The sequence below is a fragment of the Kaistia algarum genome (genome assembly GCF_026343945.1).
Classification (GTDB): Bacteria; Pseudomonadota; Alphaproteobacteria; order Rhizobiales; family Kaistiaceae; genus Kaistia; species Kaistia algarum.
The window spans coordinates 2075874-2092592 of record NZ_JAPKNJ010000001.1; the positions used below are offsets into that span (position 1 = coordinate 2075874).

A 16719-nucleotide genomic window follows, 5' to 3' on the forward strand; every position below is an offset into this window, starting at 1 on the left:
GAAGGCGCGATTTCCCGAAGGCGGAGGCCTGCAACCGCTTCGATGAAGCGGCCCGCGCCCTACCCGCTTTGCATGTTGTTGCTCATGACTTCCGGCGTCGCGCCCGGCGGAAGGTTCGGGCCCTTCGGCACATAGACCGGGGCCGGGGGCTTGTCCTTGGCGATCGCCAGCGCAATGCGCAGGTTGATCTCGTCGGCAACCGACTTGGCCGCCCGGTTCTCCGCGTCGATCCGTGCGCGCTCGTTGGCGAAGCTCTGGTTCGAGCGGTTATAGGAGGCAAGACCAATCGATGAAGAGCGAATCAATACACGATCGTCGGCGATCGTCTTGACCTCGAACTTGACCTCGATCGAAACTTGATAGGCCGGCGCAAGGGAATCGGTCGTGAAACCGAGGCGTGACTCGGAATTTTTGACTTCGATGTTGAGCGTATATTTCGGCGGCGGTGGCGTCCTGCCGCCGGTGAAGATGAAGACCAGGTTGTTGCGCACTTCCTGACCGACACGATCGAAGCCGCCCACGACCGAGATCATCGAAAGATCGACACTGCTGAATTGATTGCCCGCGACCGGCATGTAAACGGGTCGGACCGTGCAGCCTGCCAGCATGGCGAGCGTCGCGAACATCAGCACCGCGCCACGGCGCGTCGGGTGCCTCGTCGCATCGGGGTGGCGATCAGACGACGACATTGACGATCCTTTTCGGAACGATGACGATCTTACGCGGCGGACGGCCCTCGAGAGCGCGAACGACGCCGTCGAGCGACATGACCGCCTTCTCAATATCAGCATCGGAGGCCGTTGCCGAGATGGTCAATTCGGCGCGTTTCTTGCCGTTGATCTGAACCGGCAGCAACATGTCCTCCTCGGCAAGGAGCGCCTGGTCGGCAGTCGGCCAGGCAGCCTCCGCCGCGAGGCCCTCGCCGCCGAGAACCGTCCAGCATTCTTCTGCCAGATGCGGGATCATCGGACCGATCGCGGCCACCAGATAACGCGAGGCTTCCAGCAGCGCGAAGGCGAGATCGGCCGGAAGATCCGCTCCCCGGCCGCGCGCGCTGGCGAGCGCGTCGGCAAAGCCGTTGGCGAAGCTGTGGACGCGCGCCACCGCCACGTTGAACCGCAGGCGGTCGAAATCTTCCTCGACATTGGCGATCAGACGATGCGCATTGCGGCGCAGCGCGGTCGCCTCGGGGCCGAATTCGGCGGGCGTTGAGGTGGCGGCGGGACCGGCGAGCTCGACCGCCTCGTTGATGAGACGCCAGATGCGCTGCGTGAAGCGCCAGGCGCCCTCGATGCCGGCCTCGGTCCATTCGCTGTCCCGCTCCGGCGGGGTGTCGGAGAGCATGAACCAGCGCGCGCAATCGACGCCGTAGCTGTCGGCGACGATTTCCGGCGGCACGACGTTCTTCTTCGACTTGGACATCTTCTCGGGCGGGCCGACCGTCACCGGTTCCTCGGTGCCGCGCTTCACCGAAGTTCCGTCGGAGCGCTTCTCGACCTCCTCGGGGAAGAGCCACTTGCCCGCCGCGTCCTTATAGGTCTCGTGGACGATCATGCCCTGCGTGAAGAGACCCGCGAAAGGCTCGGCCACCGAGATCCGGCCACAGGCCTTCAACGCGCGGGTGAAGAAGCGCGAATAGAGCAGATGCAGGATCGCGTGCTCGATGCCTCCAATATATTGGTCGACCGGCAGCCAGTGATCGACCGCCTCTTTCGCCAGGGGCGGCATGTTGGCGGGAGTGGCGAAACGCGCAAAATACCAGGACGAGTCGACGAAGGTGTCCATCGTGTCGGTTTCGCGCACCGCCGCACCGCCGCATTTCGGACAGGCGACATGCTTCCATGTCGGATGGCGGTCGAGCGGGTTGCCGGGGCGGTCGAAGGTGACATCGTCGGGCAGGCGAACCGGCAGATCGGCCTTGGGCACCGGCACGGGTCCGCATTCCGGGCAGTGGATGACCGGGATCGGACAGCCCCAATAGCGCTGGCGCGAGATGCCCCAGTCGCGCAGGCGGAAGTTCACCTGGCGCTTGCCCTGCGGCGCATTGCCAAGCGACTGATTCTCCAGGCGCCTCGCGACCGCGTCCTTGGCGTCCGGAATCGACAGGCCGTCCAGGAACTCCGAATGGAACAGGCGGCCGTCGCCATCATAGGCAATATCGCCGACCGCGAAGCTGGCCGGATCCTCACCCTCGGGAAGGACGACCGCCTGGACAGGCAGGCCATATTTGCGGGCGAAGTCCAGGTCGCGCTGGTCATGGGCCGGGCAGCCGAAGACGGCGCCGGTGCCATAATCCATCAGGATGAAGTTCGCGACATAGACCGGCAGGAACCAGCCGGGCACGAGCGGGTGCTCGGCCTTCACGCCGGTGTCGAAGCCAAGCTTCTCCTGCGTCTCGATCGCCTCGGCCGAGGTGCCGCCTCGGCGACATTCGACGATAAAATCGGCGAGTTGCGCATTCGATTCGCTCAGCTTTTCGGCCAGCGGATGGTTCGCGGCGATGGCGAGGAAGGAGGCGCCATAGAGCGTGTCGGGACGAGTCGTATAGACCTCGATCTCGGTTGACCCGGTGGGCGCCGTCGAGGCATCGAGCCGGAAGCGCAGCGACAGGCCTTCCGACCGCCCGATCCAGTTCCTCTGCATCAGGCGGACCTTGTCCGGCCAGCGGTCGAGCCCGTCGAGCGCCGAGAGCAGGTCTTCGGCGAAGGCGGTGATCTTGAAAAACCATTGCGACAGCTTGCGCCGCTCGACCAGGGCGCCGGAGCGCCAGCCGCGCCCTTCGATCACCTGCTCATTGGCGAGCACGGTATTGTCGACGGGATCCCAATTGACCTCGCTCTCCTTGCGGTAGACGAGGCTCTTGTCGAAGAAATCGACGAAAATATTCTGCTGCTCGGCATAATAGGCCGGATCGCAGGTGGCGATCTCGCGGCTCCAGTCGAGCGAAAGGCCCAGCAGCTTCAGCTGGCCCTTCATCGCCTCGATATTTTCATAGGTCCAGATCTTCGGATGACTGTTCCGCTCGATCGCGGCATTCTCCGCCGGCAGGCCAAACGCATCCCATCCCATCGGATGCAGGACGTTGAAGCCCTTCATGCGCTTGAAGCGCGCCACGACATCGCCCATGACATAGTTGCGGCCATGGCCGATATGGATGCGCCCGGACGGATAGGGGAACATCTCCAGCACATAGTATTTCGGCCGCGGATCGTCGTTCTTCGTCTCGAAGATGCCGCGATCGGCCCAGACGCTCTGCCAACGGGGTTCCGCGTCGCGGGGATTGTAGCGTTCTATCGTCATGATCCGTCGTCGAATTGGGGAAAGCGCGGCGCAACAAGGCAAGACTGGCGCGCCGCCTGAGCAGGCTGCGACCTTCACCAGAAAGCCGGCGCGCGGTCAACCGCCAAGCGGCCCGGCTCGTCGGTTGAGCCGGGCGCATCCGCGTGCTACCGGCTGCGAACCCCCGAGGAAATGCCATGTCCCTTCGTGTCGCCGAGCAACTCTCCGCCGTTCAGGCCCGGATTTCAGCCGCTGAGGAAGCCGCGCGCCGCGCGCCTGGCTCGGTCCGGCTGGTCGCCGTTTCAAAGACGTTCGCGGCCGATGCGATCCAGCCGGCGATCGATGCCGGCCAGCGCCGGTTCGGCGAGAACCGCGTGCAGGAGGCGCAGGGCAAATGGCCGGCATTGCGCGAGGCCACACCGGATATCGAACTCCATCTCATCGGTCCGCTGCAGTCGAACAAGGCGCGTGAGGCGGTGGCGCTGTTCGATGCCATCCATACGGTCGACCGCGACAAGATCGCCGCCGCCCTCGCTTCGGAGATCGTCCGCCAGAACCGCCGGCCGCAGCTCTTCGTCCAGGTCAATACCGGGCTCGAACCGCAAAAGGCCGGAATTGCGCCACGCGAGACCCGGGCCTTTGTCGAGCGATGTCGTGACGAGCATGGGCTCGTCATCTCCGGCCTGATGTGCATCCCGCCGGCCGATGAAGCGCCGGGCCCGCATTTTGCGCTCCTTGCCAAGCTCGCCAAGGAAATCGGCTTTGCCGAGCTCTCCATGGGCATGAGCGGCGACTTCGAGACGGCGATCGCGTTTGGCGCAACCCTTGTGCGTGTCGGCGGGGCGATCTTCGGTTCCAGGCCGCCGCTCTGAACGTTCAGGAGACGAGCGCTCCGCGTTCGGCCACAAGCCGCAGGCAGATCTCGAATGCCGTGGTGTCGGTGTAGCGCGCCTCGGGCGCGGCGTCATGGATGATGAGCCGGCCACCGCGCCGCTCGATGCCGCCCTGCAGCATGAGGTTATCGGCCATGTCGACGTCCTCGATCATCAATCCGTCCGGACCGCGCAGCCGTCCGCTCGCATCGCGGTGCACGTCGTTACCATAGAGCGCGACGGAGCGAGTCCGCATATCGGCGGCGACATTGGTGTATCCGTAGGCGATCTTACCCTGGGCGCACATATAGCCGAGCTCGAAGCAGGTTCCTGAATCGGCGGACAGGCCGTGATAGGGCGTCAGATTGGCGATGATGGCATCGGCGCGGTCCATCATGCTCTCGTCGATCGCGCTGATGGCATGTCCGAGCTCGCGCTGCGTCGGCTGTGGCGGAATTGAAAGATCCCCCGGTGCGATCGGCTGAAGCCCGGCGGCGCGGGTCAGCGCAATCTTGCGGTCGAGCTGCTCGCGGGCATTGGCGAGGAAGACCTCCGGGCCGGCGAGATAGACTTTGAGGCTCATGGGAGTTCCATCGAAGCACGGCAAGACATGCCGCAATGCAGCAGAGAATGCTGCATCCTCTGTGGCGATGCAAAGGGAGATGGACAATCAGCCGGCGATGTTAATCCTCGCCCCCGGCCGCAGCCCCGCCAGCAGGCGCCGCATGACCGGTGCGGTCACGGCTATGCAACCTTCCGTCGGGAGGAAGCCGGGCCGGGCCAAATGCAGGAAGATCGCGCTACCCTTCCCCTTGTGGCGACGGGAGAGGTTCCAGTCCAGAACGACGACGACGTCGTATAGATCGTCGTCGCGGCGCATCCGCTCATGGCTTGCCGGATAGGGCAGTCGCACCGGGCGATTATAGTTGCGGTCCGCGGCCGCGTCGCACCAGCCATCATCCGGATGAATCGCGCGAAGCGGCAGGCCCGTGCGCGGACGAAGCATCTTGTCGGCCCGATAGTGCACGCAAAGCAGAGAGAACTCCCCGGCGGGCGTCCCGCCATCGCCTTCGCGCTTCGCCCGCGTGATCCCTGCGCGCCCGAGGGCGCAGGGATAGACCTGCCCGCCAAAGAAGAGCCATCCACGCTGCCGGGCGCCCGGTACCGCTCTGACCCTTAGATGCTGTTGCGGTCGCATCCGCTTTCCCGAAATCCTTGCCCTGCTTGCGTCGCCGGGCTGATGAGGGCTAAACCTTGACGGGATTCGTGAACAATGTCTCCGGTGAAGTGGCGGCGGAGCCGAGATTGAAGGTGTAGCATGGCGGCAAGACGAATCCTCGTGGTCGACGATGATGATCTGCTCCGGGAAAGCCTCGTCGAGCAATTGTCGCTCTATGAGGAATTCGAACTCCTTGAGGAAGCAACGGCAGGTAAAGGCATCCAGCGCGCCCGTTCCGAGCCGGTCGACATGATGATCGTCGATGTAGGCCTGCCCGACATGGATGGCCGCGAGGCGGTCAAGCTGCTGCGCAAGGGTGGCTTCAAGGCGCCGATCGTCCTGCTGACCGGGCATGATTCCGAATCCGACACGATTTTAGGGCTGGAATCCGGCGCGAACGACTATGTCACCAAGCCGTTCCGTTTCGCCGTCCTGCTCGCCCGTATCCGTGCCCAGCTTCGGCAATTCGAGCAGAGCGAGGACGCGACCTTCACCATCGGACGTTACACCTTCCGGCCGAGCGCCAAATTGCTGCTCGACGAGCGCGGCCAGAAGATCCGCCTGACCGAGAAGGAAACCTCGATCCTGAAGTTTCTCTATCGGGCCGGCGAGAAGGTGGTCGGGCGCGATGTCCTGCTGCATGAGGTGTGGGGCTATAATTCAGGCGTTACGACGCATACGCTTGAAACCCACATCTATCGCCTGCGGCAGAAGATCGAGCGCGAGCCTTCGGTTGCCGAACTGCTCGTGACGGAGGCTGGCGGGTACAAGCTCATGCCTTAGCCTGTTTGCCCTTCGTTCGGGCGCGGAGATGCTTTTAACTCGTCAGTCCGTCGCGTTCCCTGGCGCGAACCGTCCCTGCTTCATCAGACTGCGCTCCAGGAAGCGCCCGGCCCGTTCATGACCCTCGCGGAAGACATTGCGCTCCTGACCCGCGTTCCGCTGTTCGCGGATCTCGCCGGCGACCAGCTGCGTCTGCTCGCATTCAGCGCGATCCGGCTGGAGCTTCCGGCCGGTCGCGTTCTGTTTCGCGCCGAGTCGAAGGCGCTTTCCGGCTTCGTCGTCATGACCGGAGAGATCGAGCTTTCGCACCACAAGGGCGAGGAGACGGTGCCGCTCGGCCGCTTTGGTCCGGGCGTGCTCATCGGGGAAATGGCGTTGTTCGTCGAGACGAAGCGGCCTGCCACGGCGACGGCCGTGGTCGATTCCGAAGTGGTCGAGATCGACGGCACCTTGATGCGCCGCATGCTGACCGAGTATCCGGACATCGCCGTCAAGATCTTCTCCAAGCTCAGAGGCCGGCTCGGCGAGACCCTTTCCGAACTCGGAGGCGTCGAGGCCAAGCTCGACGCGCTCCACTATCCTGGGCCCGCTAAGCGCTAGCGGCGGCCCCCGCCCCCAAATCCACCACCGCCGAAGCCGCCGCCTCCGAACCGGCCGCCGCCAAATCCACCGCCCCCGCCGAAGCTGTCTCCTCCGAAGCGCTCACCCCCGCCGAAATCGGAGGAATGGTCGCCGCCGAAGCTGTCGAAACCGCCAGCATTGCTGAAATTGTCGACGCGGTCCTGGCCCATGCTCTGGAACTGGCGCTGGTTGTCGAGATCGTTCATCGTGTTGGTGTCGTGCTCGTCCTGCCAGCCGCTGTCGCTATGGGTCTGCCAGCCATTGGTGTCGCTGTACTGGTGCACATTGCCGTCGTGATCGGAGTAGACGTTGCCATTGTTCCAGGCGACGCTATTGCCGGTCTTGGTGTTGGTGGCCACGCCGCGGCTGGCCGCGTTGATGTTGCCGTTGGTGTCGGTAATGCCGCCTTCGCTCGCATGGGCAATGCCCGTGTTGGCATTGTAGCTGGCCGATTGCCGACCGGCGGCGCCATTGCCGGTATAGGGGTTGAACGCCGCGCCGGAGCGAGCGGCGAAATTCGTGCCGCCGGCGGTCTCACCGCTGACGCTGCGCGTCGACCATTCATTGCCGGTCCAGGCGTTGTAACCCCAGGAATGGGTGGCTGTGGCTTCGCCGCCCCAGCGGCCATAGATGTTGGTCTGGTTGATGTTGACGTGGTTCCAAGTGCCGCCCCAGGGACCGGCGCCCCAATAGGGACCCCAATAGGGCGTTGCCGCGCCCCAAGCATAACCGGCCGCGAAGCCGAAGCCGAAGCCCACCGCCGTATCGAGCATGAAGTTGGCGCCATAGCCATAAGTGACCGGGCAGCCATACCAGACAGCGTCGGCGACATAGCCGGTGCACGGGTAGCCTGTGCCGTAGACGACCAGCCCATCGCTCACATTCACGCCGAAATAGCCCGGCGTATAACCGACGATCACCGTGTCCGGCGTCGAGGAATAGACCTGGACATAGGTCACGTAATGCAGCGGCGAGGAAACCGGGATCGTGTAGATCGCGTCCGGCACGATATCAGCCACCATCCAAGGACCGGTAGGCGACTGCGAGACGAACCAGATACCGTCCGAAAGCGCATAATAGCGGCCGGAATCAAGCTCGATGACCGGCGTCGTGGTGTTGGCTGCATAGAGCAGCTTCGTCCCCTGGATCGGCACGAAGCTCGGCGCGCCGCCATACTTGATGTCCAGCGCCGTCGAGCGCTTGACGGTTGCGGTCTGCGGGATCGTCGCTGCAATGGCAGCTTCCTTGGCCTGCGGCGTCCCGGGGACCGAGACGAGAGCCGATGCGCCGGGGTCCTGTGGCGAGATCTTGGCGAAGCCAGCCGGCAGGCTGCTGCCCGGCACAAAAGCCCAGGGATCGCTCGGACCCCCACGGCCGCTGAACCAGCGCCCGGAGATCAGGACGTAATAGAGATTGCTGTCGGGATCGAGGAACACCGCGTGATCGGCATTGGTCATGCGCAACAGCGTCGACCCGGTGACCGGTGCCATCTGCGGCTCGCCGGTCGTCAGGATGAGCTCGGTCGGCGCGTCGGTGACGAGGATCTGCGGCGGCTTGTCGGGCTTCTTGCCACTTTCCGGCAGCATGGCGTCCGGAGCACTGGCCTTGCTGGCGACCTTGGCGGCATCCGCGACGCTTGGATCGACCGTGGTCGTCTCAACCCAGGAACCATCAAGGCTCGGCGACTGGTACCAGTAACCGGCGACCTGGGCGTGGTAGATGTTGTCTGGGCCGACGAGGATCAGCGCGCGCGTATTGGCGATCCGGCGGAATGACGAAGCGCCGTCGACGGGCTCAAGGACGGGTTCACCGGAAATGAGGACGAGGTCGGTGGCTACCGAGCGGAAGACGATCTTCGGCGGGTCGTTCTTCACCGGAACGTTCAGTTCGGCGGTGAGGCCCTTGCCGGCGGCGTAGCTCGTCTCCAGATGGTCGAGCGCAACCGTCCAACCCTGCGCCGGCACGCGCGACTGGAGCGCGGTCTTCAGCGTGGCGTCCTGCGTCGGATCGGTCGGGACATCAACCCGGCTGACCGAAAGCTGGCTCAGATAGGCCAGCCGTGTCGGCTTGTCGATCGAGACGCTGGCTGTGAAGCGGGCTGTCCCGTAGATCGGCGTGCCATCCTTCGGGCCCAGGGCGATCGCGGCGCGGCCGCCGATCTGATCGCCGTTCCAGGTTTCGATCAGCGGCTGATAGACCTGCAGCGTCTGATCGCCGACGGCGAAGGTCCGCGGCCAGGACAGCGCCTGTGCCGCCGTGGGGGCGGGCGCCGCCGATTGGGCGAGGGCCGGGCGCGCCAGGATCGGCGCGGCAACCGGCGTCAGCGCGGTCGCGGCCAGCGCAACGGCGATGGCAATGCGGCGTTTCGACATGAATATCCTCGAGGCAGTTGGGTCGTTTGAACGTTCAGGCCTTGGCGAGGATGAATCCGTCCAGCGCCTACGCCGCAGTCTTCGATCAGTCCCCGGCTCGCAAAGCTCGTCAGCCGCCGCCTTTGGCGGTTGCAACGACATGGCGATCACCGAGAAGGATATACCGCAAGAACGACGCGTCGTCATTGTCCAGCCCGCGACGGTGCAACTCGACATATTCGACGGATTCCTCCCGCGACAGCCCCCGCAGGCATTCGCGGCCGTCGACGTCGAGCGACAACCCGCCGGCGCGCTGGAATCGCGCCCTTGCGGTATCATCCAGTGGAAGGGGCGCGCTGTGGGCGTCAACTTTTCGCAGGGTGCCGCGAACCGCATCGTTCTTGCGCGGGGAGTGGGGGGTTGCCGGGCTTTGCCGCTTGCCTCCCCCTCCTTCCGGCCGCTCGATTCCTCGCTGCACCGTCACGGCTTCCTCCCGGATATCCGTTGCTACCGCTGTCGGAGTCCTAGGCCTCAACTGTTTACGAAAGCAGAATCCCGACACGCAAACCCGCGCCTTGCGCGGCGTATTGCGCAGGGCAGCGCCGACTTCAAGAGGCGATGGGAAAGCCGCTTGCCCCTGCGGCTCCAGCCGATAAAGGCCAGCCCGCCGGTCAGGTCGCGGGTGCAAGATAGTCGTAGACGACCTCGCCAAGCCCGAGCGTCAGGTCGGCCTTGAAATGGACGGCTGACAAAACCTCGAGAACCGGCAGCTTCGCGACATCGCAGCTGACATGCGGCCGCAGATCCAGCGCGGCCGGTCCGGTCCAGGCCCCTTTCAGCGTGATGTCTTGCGTGTAATAGCGCACGAGTTCGCAGATCCTGGGTGTTCCGTCGACATGCGGAATGATCTTGATCAGGAAATTCGGCGCCTTCAGGGAGGCGAGGATGGCGTCCTCGTCGGCTGGCCTGTGCTTGTAGCCCATGGTCCCGACAGCGCAGAGCACGCTGCCATAGTGCAGCGTTCCGACGATCACTTCGCTTTCATGCACGAGCTTCGGCTTTGCGAGCTTCTTGGGAAAGCCCCAGAGTTCGCGGCCGCCGGCAATCGGCGCGTCGTCGTCCAGGTACATGGCGTGGACATAGCCACCCGTCTGGCCGTTGAAGCGGACCGGGATGACCTGTCCGGTTTCGGTATAATCCCCGAAGCCGGTCGAGTCCGGCATTCGGATGAACTCGTATTTGACGATCGGGTCGATGATCTCAAGCGGCGCGGGGACGACGGCTTCGAGCGCCTCGCGGCTCGTCCGGTAGGTGATCACGATGAATTCGCGATCATAGAAGCGGTAGGGTCCCGGCGGATAGGACGGGTTGGTCAGCGGCATCGCATAGGCGCGGCGTCGGACCTCGTCGATATCCATGGTTCTTACCCCAATTGCCGGAATCGGCGTTCTCGCCGGGCTGTGCTGCCCGGTAGCGTAGGGAGTGAAGCTTAACGACTCCGTCATGACGCCCTCATGGCGGCGCAGCCGTCCGCCGCGGGACGCGTCAGGCCGTCAGCGTTCGCTTCACGGCATCATGCCAGCCGGCGAGCTTCGCTTCGCGTTCGGAGCCCGTCATGCCGGGCAGAAAGCGCTGCTCGCGGTGCCATCCGGCGGAGAAGCCCTCTTCCCCGGGCCAGACGCCTTGCTGTCGGCCGGCGAGCCACGCCGCGCCAAGGGCCGTCGTCTCCAGGACGACGGGGCGGTCGACCGGCGCGTCGAGGATGTCGGCCAGTCGCTGCATCGTCCAGTCGCTGGCAACCATGCCGCCATCGACCCGCAGCACCGTCTCGCCGCCCGACGCCCAGTCGCGCTGCATGGCGTCGAGCAGGTCACGGGTCTGGAAGCACACGGATTCAAGCGCTGCGCGCGCGATTTCCTTGGGCCCTGTGGAGCGGGTGATGCCGAAAAGGGCACCGCGGGCATGGGCATCCCACCAGGGAGCGCCCAGTCCGGTAAAGGCGGGAACCAGATAGACGTCCTGATGCGGATCGGCTGCTGCCGCCATCGGCCCGGACTGGTCCGCTCGGTCGATGATGCCGAGCCCGTCGCGCAGCCATTGGATGGCGGAGCCGGCGACGAAGATCGAGCCCTCCAGCGCATAGGTCGTCTTGCCATCGAGCCGATAGGCGATCGTCGTCAGCAGGCGGTTCTGCGACGGCACGGGATCCGAGCCGGTATTCAGGAGCGCGAAACAGCCCGTTCCGTAAGTCGCCTTCATCATGCCGGGGGAAAAGCAGGCCTGGCCGAGCGTCGCAGCATGCTGGTCGCCGGCGATGCCGGCGATCGGAACCGCCGCGCCGAGGATGTCGGGATCGGCCGAGCCGAAATCGTCGGCCGAATCGCGCACATCCGGCAGCAGCGAGCGCGGCACGTCGAAGAGGCGCAGCAATTCGTCATCCCATTCGCCGCGGTGGATATCGAAGAGGAGGGTGCGCGAGGCGTTCGTCGCGTCGGTTGCGTGGACCCGGCCCCCCGTCAGGCGCCAGAGCAGGTAGCTGTCGACAGTGCCAAAAGCGAGTTCGCCGCGTTCCGCCTTCGCGCGGGCGCCCTCGACATGGTCGAGCAGCCAAGCGATCTTGGAGCCGGAGAAATAGGGGTCGAGCAGGAGGCCGGTCTTCTGCCGGACCAGGGCTTCCGCGCCTTCCGCCTTCAGTCGGTCGCATTGGTCGGCCGTGCGCCGGTCCTGCCAGACGATGGCATTGTGGATCACCTTGCCGGTGGCCCGGTCCCAGAGGATCGTCGTCTCGCGCTGGTTCGTGATGCCGATGCCGGCAAGATCGGATGCCGCGATCTTGGCGTTGGCGAGCGCAAAGCGGATCGTCGCCAGCGTCGTCCGCCAGAGATCCTCCGGATCATGCTCGACCCAGCCGGAGCGCGGGAAATGCTGCGCGAATTCCTGCTGCCCAAGACCGCAAACGCGGTAGTCGGTGTCGAAGACGATCGACCGCGTCGACGTCGTGCCCTGGTCGATCGCCAGTATGAACCCGCTCATGAGGCCTCCCCGCCCATCTCCGCAGAGGCGGCTCTCGAAAGCGGCCTCCTCCTCCGCCGCTTCTATAGCGGCGTTCGAGAATGCCGGCCACACTCACCAGCGTAGCAGGCGCGCTCCGAGGAGCGCCCCCATCACCGTCACGGCGGCAATCGCGAGGGCGTACCAAGTGGCGACGAAGAGGGGCGAATCGTCGGGACAATGCGCAGCATAGAACGTCGCGCCGACGGCTCCTGCCGCGAGGCCTGCCACGGCTCCGGCGAGTGCCGGGTTCGACGGCGCTCCGCTCCGCAGCGCGGCGAGCAGAGCCACCAGGGGCGCGAGCGAAAGCACCGGTATGCAGGCGAGACATACGAGCCAATTGCGGCCGAGCCATCGTGCCGGCCAGTCCGGCATCGGCACGACGGCGAGTTCGACGAAGACGGCGAGAAGGAGAATCACCGGCGCGACGATCAGCCACCGGGCACGGTGCGACGTTTCCGCGCCCGGTACGGCAAGTCGAAGCGCCAGGCCAAGCGCGCTCGCGGCAAGCGATACCGTCACGACGAATTTCAGCGGAAAGCGATAGGTCTCCAGCGCGGAGGCGATGTCCGGGCGCGGGCCGAGAAGGACCCAGAACAGGATCAGCGCAACGGGAAGCGAGGCGGCAAGTGCGATCAGAACCGATTGACGGATCGGTCGGCGGCGGATGACGGGATCCGCGGTGATCGCCTGGATCAGATCGTCGGTCTTCATGGCTTCAACTCTCTCATCTTCGCCGCAAGGGCCGTCAGCCCGCGATGCAACGCGACCCGAACGGCGCCTTCCGTCATGCTGAGCCGGCTGCCGGTTTCCCGGATGCTGGCCCCATCCACCGATACGGCACGCACCACCTCGCGCTGGGTCTTCGAAAGCTCCGCGAGTGCGCGATCGATCTCGGGTGCCGAAAGACTTTCCTCCGCCTCCGCCGCCGGCAGGATTTCCTCGAGGCCGTCGATCGGCAGCTCCAATCTCCGTCCGCGCCGCCGCAGATTGTCGATCGTCTTGTTGCGCGCGATGGCGGCGACCCAGGGAAGCAGCGGCAGCGCCTCATCCCAGGTCTGACGCTTCAAATGAATCGCCAAGAGGCACTCCTGGACCACGTCTTCAACATCCGCCGCACCGGCGCTCATGCCGCCCTGGGTCCGGCGGACCATGGCGCGGATAACCGGAGCGAGCGCTGAGAGAAGTCGCCGATAGGCCGTCTCATCGCCGCGGTTTGCCGCTTTCATCCAGTCTCGCCAGAGATCACCCTGCGCAGGCACTTCACACTCCGACTCTTCGTCGACGGACACAGCGATGTTACGCCCTGATCGCAATTATCACGGCGATGTGCGACACCCCGGCTTCAGGTGGCCTAGCTTTCCTCTCATATTTTCGAGGCGGACGCAGCCCCGCACCGTCTCGGCACCCGATCGGATTGAAAGGGGACTTTGCCGTGTCATTCGCTATGGTGGGACGGCGCGGAGGAGCGGCGCTATATGACGGAAACCATGCAAAAAGCGACCGATCGTCCGCCGGAGGACGGCCTCAGTTCCGAATTCGTCGAGTTCTTCCGGCAGTTCACGGGCTTCATCCAGGCACTCTGGCATTCATCCGGCCGGGGTCGGTTCATTCTGCTGACGGCCGCGATCATCACGGTGATCGTGGCGACGTCCGGCATGCAGGTCGTGCTCAACGCCTGGAACAAGCCGTTCTACGACGCGATAGAGCAGAAGAACGTCCGCCTCTTCCTGTTCTACCTGATGGAATTCGGCGCCATTGCCGGCGTGCTGCTGGTGCTCAATGTCGCGCAGACCTGGCTCGATCAGACCATCAAGCTGCTCTCGCGAAAATGGCTGACACGAGACCTGATCGACCAATGGCTCGCCCCTCGCCGATTGGTGACGCTCCAGGAAGCCGGTGAAATCGGCGTCAATCCGGACCAGCGCGTCCACGAGGATGCCCGGCACCTCGCCGAACTCTCGGCCGGCCTGGGCATTGGTCTTTTCCAGTCGTCGTTGCTTCTCGTCAGCTTCATCGGTGTGCTCTGGTTCCTGTCGAGCGGAATCGTCCTCTCCCTGAATGGCACCAGCCTTGTCATCCCGGGCTACATGGTCTGGTGCGCCCTGATCTTTGCGGCGACGGGATCCTGGGTCAGCTGGCGCGTCGGGCGCCCGCTGATCAATATCGGCGTCGAGCGTTATGCCCGCGAGGCGGATATGCGCTTCGCGCTTGTGCAGGTCAGCGAGAACGCCGACGGGATCGTGCTGAACGCCGGCGAGCAGGACGAGAAGACCCGGCTCAACGAGGAGCTGGAGCGCGTCCTCGCGGTGACGACCCGGCTGATCGGATCGGTCACGCGGCTCACCTGGGTCACGTCAGGCTATGGCTGGCTCGGGATTGTCGCGCCGATCGTCATTGCCGCGCCGGGCTATTTCGGCGGACAGCTCTCTTTCGGCCAATTGATGATGGTCGTCGGAGCCTTCAACCAGGTGCAGAATTCGCTGCGCTGGTTCGTGGACAATTTCAGCGCCATCGCCGACTGGCGGGCCACGCTGTCGCGCGTCATGACCTTCCGGGAAGCGCTCGTCGATCTGGAGAAGCCGCCGGCCGGCGGCGGCGCGCGGATCGACTATCATTTCGGCAGCGATGGTCATCTCTCCTTCGACAAGGTACGGATCCACGCGTCCGGCGCCGATATCCAACTGGACGCGGCCCATGTCGAGGCGAGCGTGGGCGACCGGCTCGAAGTGGTCGACAGCACCGGCACAGGTCGGGGACCCTTCTTCTCGGCACTCGCGGGGCTTTGGCCGTGGGGTTCGGGCCGTGTCGAATTGCCGCCTCGTGCCAAGGCGATGTTCCTGCCGGAACGGCCCTATGTGCCCGACGGCCTGCTGCGGTCCGCCATCACCTATCCCAATGCGTCCACGAATTTCTCCGACGATGAACTGGTAAAAGCGCTCGAACGGGTTGGCCTCACCCGGCTCAGCGCTTCGCTCGACCGCCGTTCGCGCTGGGCGCGCGAGCTCTCCTATGATGACGAGGAACGGCTGACCTTCGCGCGCCTGCTGCTGCTGAAGCCCGAATGGATCTTCTGCGAGCAGTCGATCGACCAGTTCGAGGAAGGCCAGAGAGCCATTCTCCGCTCTATCCTGGATGGGGAGCTGGCAAAGTCGGCGTTCGTCACCGTCTCAGGCCGCCAGTCGACCGGCGAGTTTTACAACCGAACGGTTCATCTCGTCGCCGACCCGGCGATCGATGCCGAAGGCAAACCCGAAGTCACGACATGAAAAAATCGCAGGGCAAGATGTCCGTCCATCGCGCCGGTAAGCTCTCTGACGAGGCGTTGCTGGATCTAGTCCAGCGCCAGACCTTCCGCTATTTCTGGGACTTCGCCCATCCGGCGAGCGGGCTGGCCCGCGACCGGTTCGGCGGCAATGACGAGTGGATCGCGGTTGGCGGGTCGGGATTCGGCGCCATGGCGATCGTCGTGGCAGCCGAGCGCGGATGGATCGCGCGTGAGGAGGCGGTCGACCGCCTGCACCGGATGGTCGCCTTCCTGGAGAAGGCCGACCATTATCACGGCGTCTTTCCCCATTTTCTCAATGGAACGACTGGCCGGACGATCCGGTTCGGCCGCAAGGACGATGGCGCCGACATCGTCGAGACAGCCCTGCTGCTGCAGGGGCTGATCGCCGCGCAGGTCTATTTCGATGGCGAGGGTCGCGAGGCCTGGCTACGCGGCCGGATCGGCGGGCTGCGTCGCGCCGTCGAATGGGATTGGTTCACGCGCGGTGGTCGCGAGGCGCTCTACTGGCATTGGAGCCCCAATCAAGGCTGGGCCATGAACCATGAGATCCATGGCTGGAACGAATGCCTGATCCTGCTCGTCCTGGCGGCGGGTGCGGGGCAGAACGCGATCGCGCCGGCGGTCTATCACAATGGCTTCGCGCAGAGCCGCACCTTCATCAACCAGCGCCCGCATGAAGGCATCGAGTTGCCGCTCGGACCCGATGGCGGCGGTCCGCTGTTCTTCGCGCATTATTCGTTCTGCGGGCTCGATCCGCGCGGCCTCAGGGACATCTATGCGGACTACTGGCAGCAGAACGTCGCCCATAGCCGTATCAACCATGATTATTGCGTGCGGAACCCGAAGGGCTATGCGGGGTATGGCCCGGATTGCTGGGGGCTGACGGCGAGCGACAGCGTCGACGGCTATTCGGCCCATGCGCCGGATAACGACCTCGGTGTCATCGCCCCGACGGCGGCATTATCGAGCCTGCCCTATACACCGGACGAGTCGATTCGCGCGCTTCGGCATTTTCACGACGATCTGGGCGACAGGATCTGGCGCGATCTTGGATTTGTCGACGCCTTCAGCGAGAGCGCCGGCTGGTATGCCAAGACGCATCTCGCCATCGACCAGGGACCGATCATCGCCATGATCGAGAACCACCGCTCAGGCCTTCTCTGGAGGCTGGTCATGCAGGACGAGGAAATCCGGCGAGGCCTCGGCCGCCTAGGCTTTTCGAGCCCCCATCTCGTTTCGGCGTAAAGGCCCTCG

The 16719-nt window shown here is 64.7% G+C and carries 15 protein-coding genes; 5 read left to right on the forward strand and 10 right to left on the reverse strand.

Annotation, left to right across the window (positions count from 1 at the left end; genetic code table 11):
* Nucleotides 1-59 precede the first annotated feature (59 nt).
* Together lptE and leuS are read right to left on the reverse strand one after the other, a co-directional pair.
* A complete protein-coding gene (gene lptE, locus OSH05_RS10080) occupies nt 60-689 on the reverse strand; it encodes an LPS assembly lipoprotein LptE (protein ID WP_266352145.1) in 630 nt (209 codons plus the stop codon).
* Nucleotides 676-3300 (reverse strand): leucine--tRNA ligase, encoded by a 2625-nt coding sequence (gene leuS / locus OSH05_RS10085; RefSeq protein WP_104219327.1) that lies wholly within the window; start codon nt 3298-3300, stop codon nt 676-678. The genes lptE and leuS overlap by 14 nt, the downstream gene beginning before the upstream one ends.
* 176 nt (nt 3301-3476) lie before the next feature.
* On the opposite strand from leuS, the gene OSH05_RS10090 reads away from it, so the two are divergent.
* Nucleotides 3477-4151 (forward strand): YggS family pyridoxal phosphate-dependent enzyme, encoded by a 675-nt coding sequence (locus tag OSH05_RS10090; protein ID WP_104219326.1) that lies wholly within the window; start codon nt 3477-3479, stop codon nt 4149-4151.
* A 4-nt stretch (nt 4152-4155) separates the two neighbouring features.
* On the opposite strand, the gene OSH05_RS10095 is transcribed toward OSH05_RS10090, so the two are convergent.
* Both OSH05_RS10095 and OSH05_RS10100 read right to left on the reverse strand, forming a co-directional pair.
* A complete protein-coding gene (locus OSH05_RS10095; RefSeq protein WP_104219325.1) occupies nt 4156-4734 on the reverse strand; it encodes a nucleoside 2-deoxyribosyltransferase in 579 nt (192 codons plus the stop codon).
* Nucleotides 4735-4821: 87 nt separating this feature from the next.
* Complete coding sequence (locus tag OSH05_RS10100) at nt 4822-5349, reverse strand: L,D-transpeptidase family protein (RefSeq protein WP_104219324.1); 528 nt, start codon at nt 5347-5349, stop codon at nt 4822-4824.
* A gap of 120 nt (nt 5350-5469) precedes the next feature.
* Between OSH05_RS10100 and OSH05_RS10105 the strand changes: the two genes are divergently transcribed.
* Nucleotides 5470-6153 (forward strand): response regulator transcription factor, encoded by a 684-nt coding sequence (locus OSH05_RS10105; RefSeq protein ID WP_104219323.1) that lies wholly within the window; start codon nt 5470-5472, stop codon nt 6151-6153.
* 117 nt (nt 6154-6270) lie between these two features.
* Nucleotides 6271-6753: a Crp/Fnr family transcriptional regulator gene (locus OSH05_RS10110; protein ID WP_104219322.1), complete on the forward strand. Its 483-nt coding sequence runs from the start codon at nt 6271-6273 to the stop codon at nt 6751-6753.
* Here OSH05_RS10110 and OSH05_RS10115 read toward each other — a convergent pair.
* The 6 genes from OSH05_RS10115 to OSH05_RS10140 all read right to left on the reverse strand — a co-directional run bounded on the left by OSH05_RS10115 (nt 6750) and on the right by OSH05_RS10140 (nt 13468).
* Nucleotides 6750-9146, reverse strand: coding sequence for a carbohydrate-binding family V/XII (locus tag OSH05_RS10115; protein WP_104219321.1), 2397 nt, complete (start codon nt 9144-9146; stop codon nt 6750-6752). The genes OSH05_RS10110 and OSH05_RS10115 overlap by 4 nt on opposite strands.
* A 109-nt stretch (nt 9147-9255) precedes the next feature.
* Nucleotides 9256-9609 (reverse strand): hypothetical protein, encoded by a 354-nt coding sequence (locus tag OSH05_RS10120; RefSeq protein WP_266352146.1) that lies wholly within the window; start codon nt 9607-9609, stop codon nt 9256-9258.
* Between the two features lie 187 nt (nt 9610-9796).
* Entirely contained in the window at nt 9797-10543 is a 747-nt protein-coding gene (locus tag OSH05_RS10125; RefSeq protein ID WP_104221635.1) for an acetoacetate decarboxylase, read from the reverse strand.
* Between the two features lie 127 nt (nt 10544-10670).
* Complete coding sequence (gene glpK / locus OSH05_RS10130) at nt 10671-12158, reverse strand: glycerol kinase GlpK (RefSeq protein ID WP_104221634.1); 1488 nt, start codon at nt 12156-12158, stop codon at nt 10671-10673.
* Between the two features lie 93 nt (nt 12159-12251).
* Complete coding sequence (locus OSH05_RS10135) at nt 12252-12890, reverse strand: NrsF family protein (RefSeq protein ID WP_104221633.1); 639 nt, start codon at nt 12888-12890, stop codon at nt 12252-12254.
* Nucleotides 12887-13468: a sigma-70 family RNA polymerase sigma factor gene (locus tag OSH05_RS10140; RefSeq protein ID WP_323181426.1), complete on the reverse strand. Its 582-nt coding sequence runs from the start codon at nt 13466-13468 to the stop codon at nt 12887-12889. Before OSH05_RS10140 ends, OSH05_RS10135 begins: the two co-directional genes overlap by 4 nt.
* A 186-nt stretch (nt 13469-13654) precedes the next feature.
* On the opposite strand from OSH05_RS10140, the gene OSH05_RS10145 reads away from it, so the two are divergent.
* Complete coding sequence (locus OSH05_RS10145) at nt 13655-15445, forward strand: ABC transporter ATP-binding protein/permease (protein ID WP_104221631.1); 1791 nt, start codon at nt 13655-13657, stop codon at nt 15443-15445.
* Nucleotides 15442-16710, forward strand: a complete 1269-nt coding sequence (locus tag OSH05_RS10150; RefSeq protein ID WP_266352147.1) for a glucoamylase family protein — start codon at nt 15442-15444, stop codon at nt 16708-16710. Before OSH05_RS10145 ends, OSH05_RS10150 begins: the two co-directional genes overlap by 4 nt.
* The last annotated feature ends 9 nt before the right edge of the window (nt 16711-16719 follow it).

Bases quoted from the DNA above. Each gene is read 5' to 3' on its own strand.
- OSH05_RS10095 (WP_104219325.1), bottom strand. From the start codon at position 4,734: ATGAGCCTCAAAGTCTATCTCGCCGGCCCGGAGGTCTTCCTCGCCAAT.
- OSH05_RS10115 (WP_104219321.1), bottom strand. From the start codon at position 9,146: ATGTCGAAACGCCGCATTGCCATCGCCGTTGCGCTGGCCGCGACCGCG.
- OSH05_RS10125 (WP_104221635.1), bottom strand. From the start codon at position 10,543: ATGGATATCGACGAGGTCCGACGCCGCGCCTATGCGATGCCGCTGACC.
- OSH05_RS10145 (WP_104221631.1), top strand. From the start codon at position 13,655: ATGACGGAAACCATGCAAAAAGCGACCGATCGTCCGCCGGAGGACGGC.
- glpK (WP_104221634.1), bottom strand. From the start codon at position 12,158: ATGAGCGGGTTCATACTGGCGATCGACCAGGGCACGACGTCGACGCGG.
- lptE (WP_266352145.1), bottom strand. From the start codon at position 689: ATGTCGTCGTCTGATCGCCACCCCGATGCGACGAGGCACCCGACGCGC.
- OSH05_RS10150 (WP_266352147.1), top strand. From the start codon at position 15,442: ATGAAAAAATCGCAGGGCAAGATGTCCGTCCATCGCGCCGGTAAGCTC.
- OSH05_RS10090 (WP_104219326.1), top strand. From the start codon at position 3,477: ATGTCCCTTCGTGTCGCCGAGCAACTCTCCGCCGTTCAGGCCCGGATT.
- OSH05_RS10100 (WP_104219324.1), bottom strand. From the start codon at position 5,349: ATGCGACCGCAACAGCATCTAAGGGTCAGAGCGGTACCGGGCGCCCGG.
- OSH05_RS10135 (WP_104221633.1), bottom strand. From the start codon at position 12,890: ATGAAGACCGACGATCTGATCCAGGCGATCACCGCGGATCCCGTCATC.
- OSH05_RS10105 (WP_104219323.1), top strand. From the start codon at position 5,470: ATGGCGGCAAGACGAATCCTCGTGGTCGACGATGATGATCTGCTCCGG.
- OSH05_RS10110 (WP_104219322.1), top strand. From the start codon at position 6,271: ATGACCCTCGCGGAAGACATTGCGCTCCTGACCCGCGTTCCGCTGTTC.
- leuS (WP_104219327.1), bottom strand. From the start codon at position 3,300: ATGACGATAGAACGCTACAATCCCCGCGACGCGGAACCCCGTTGGCAG.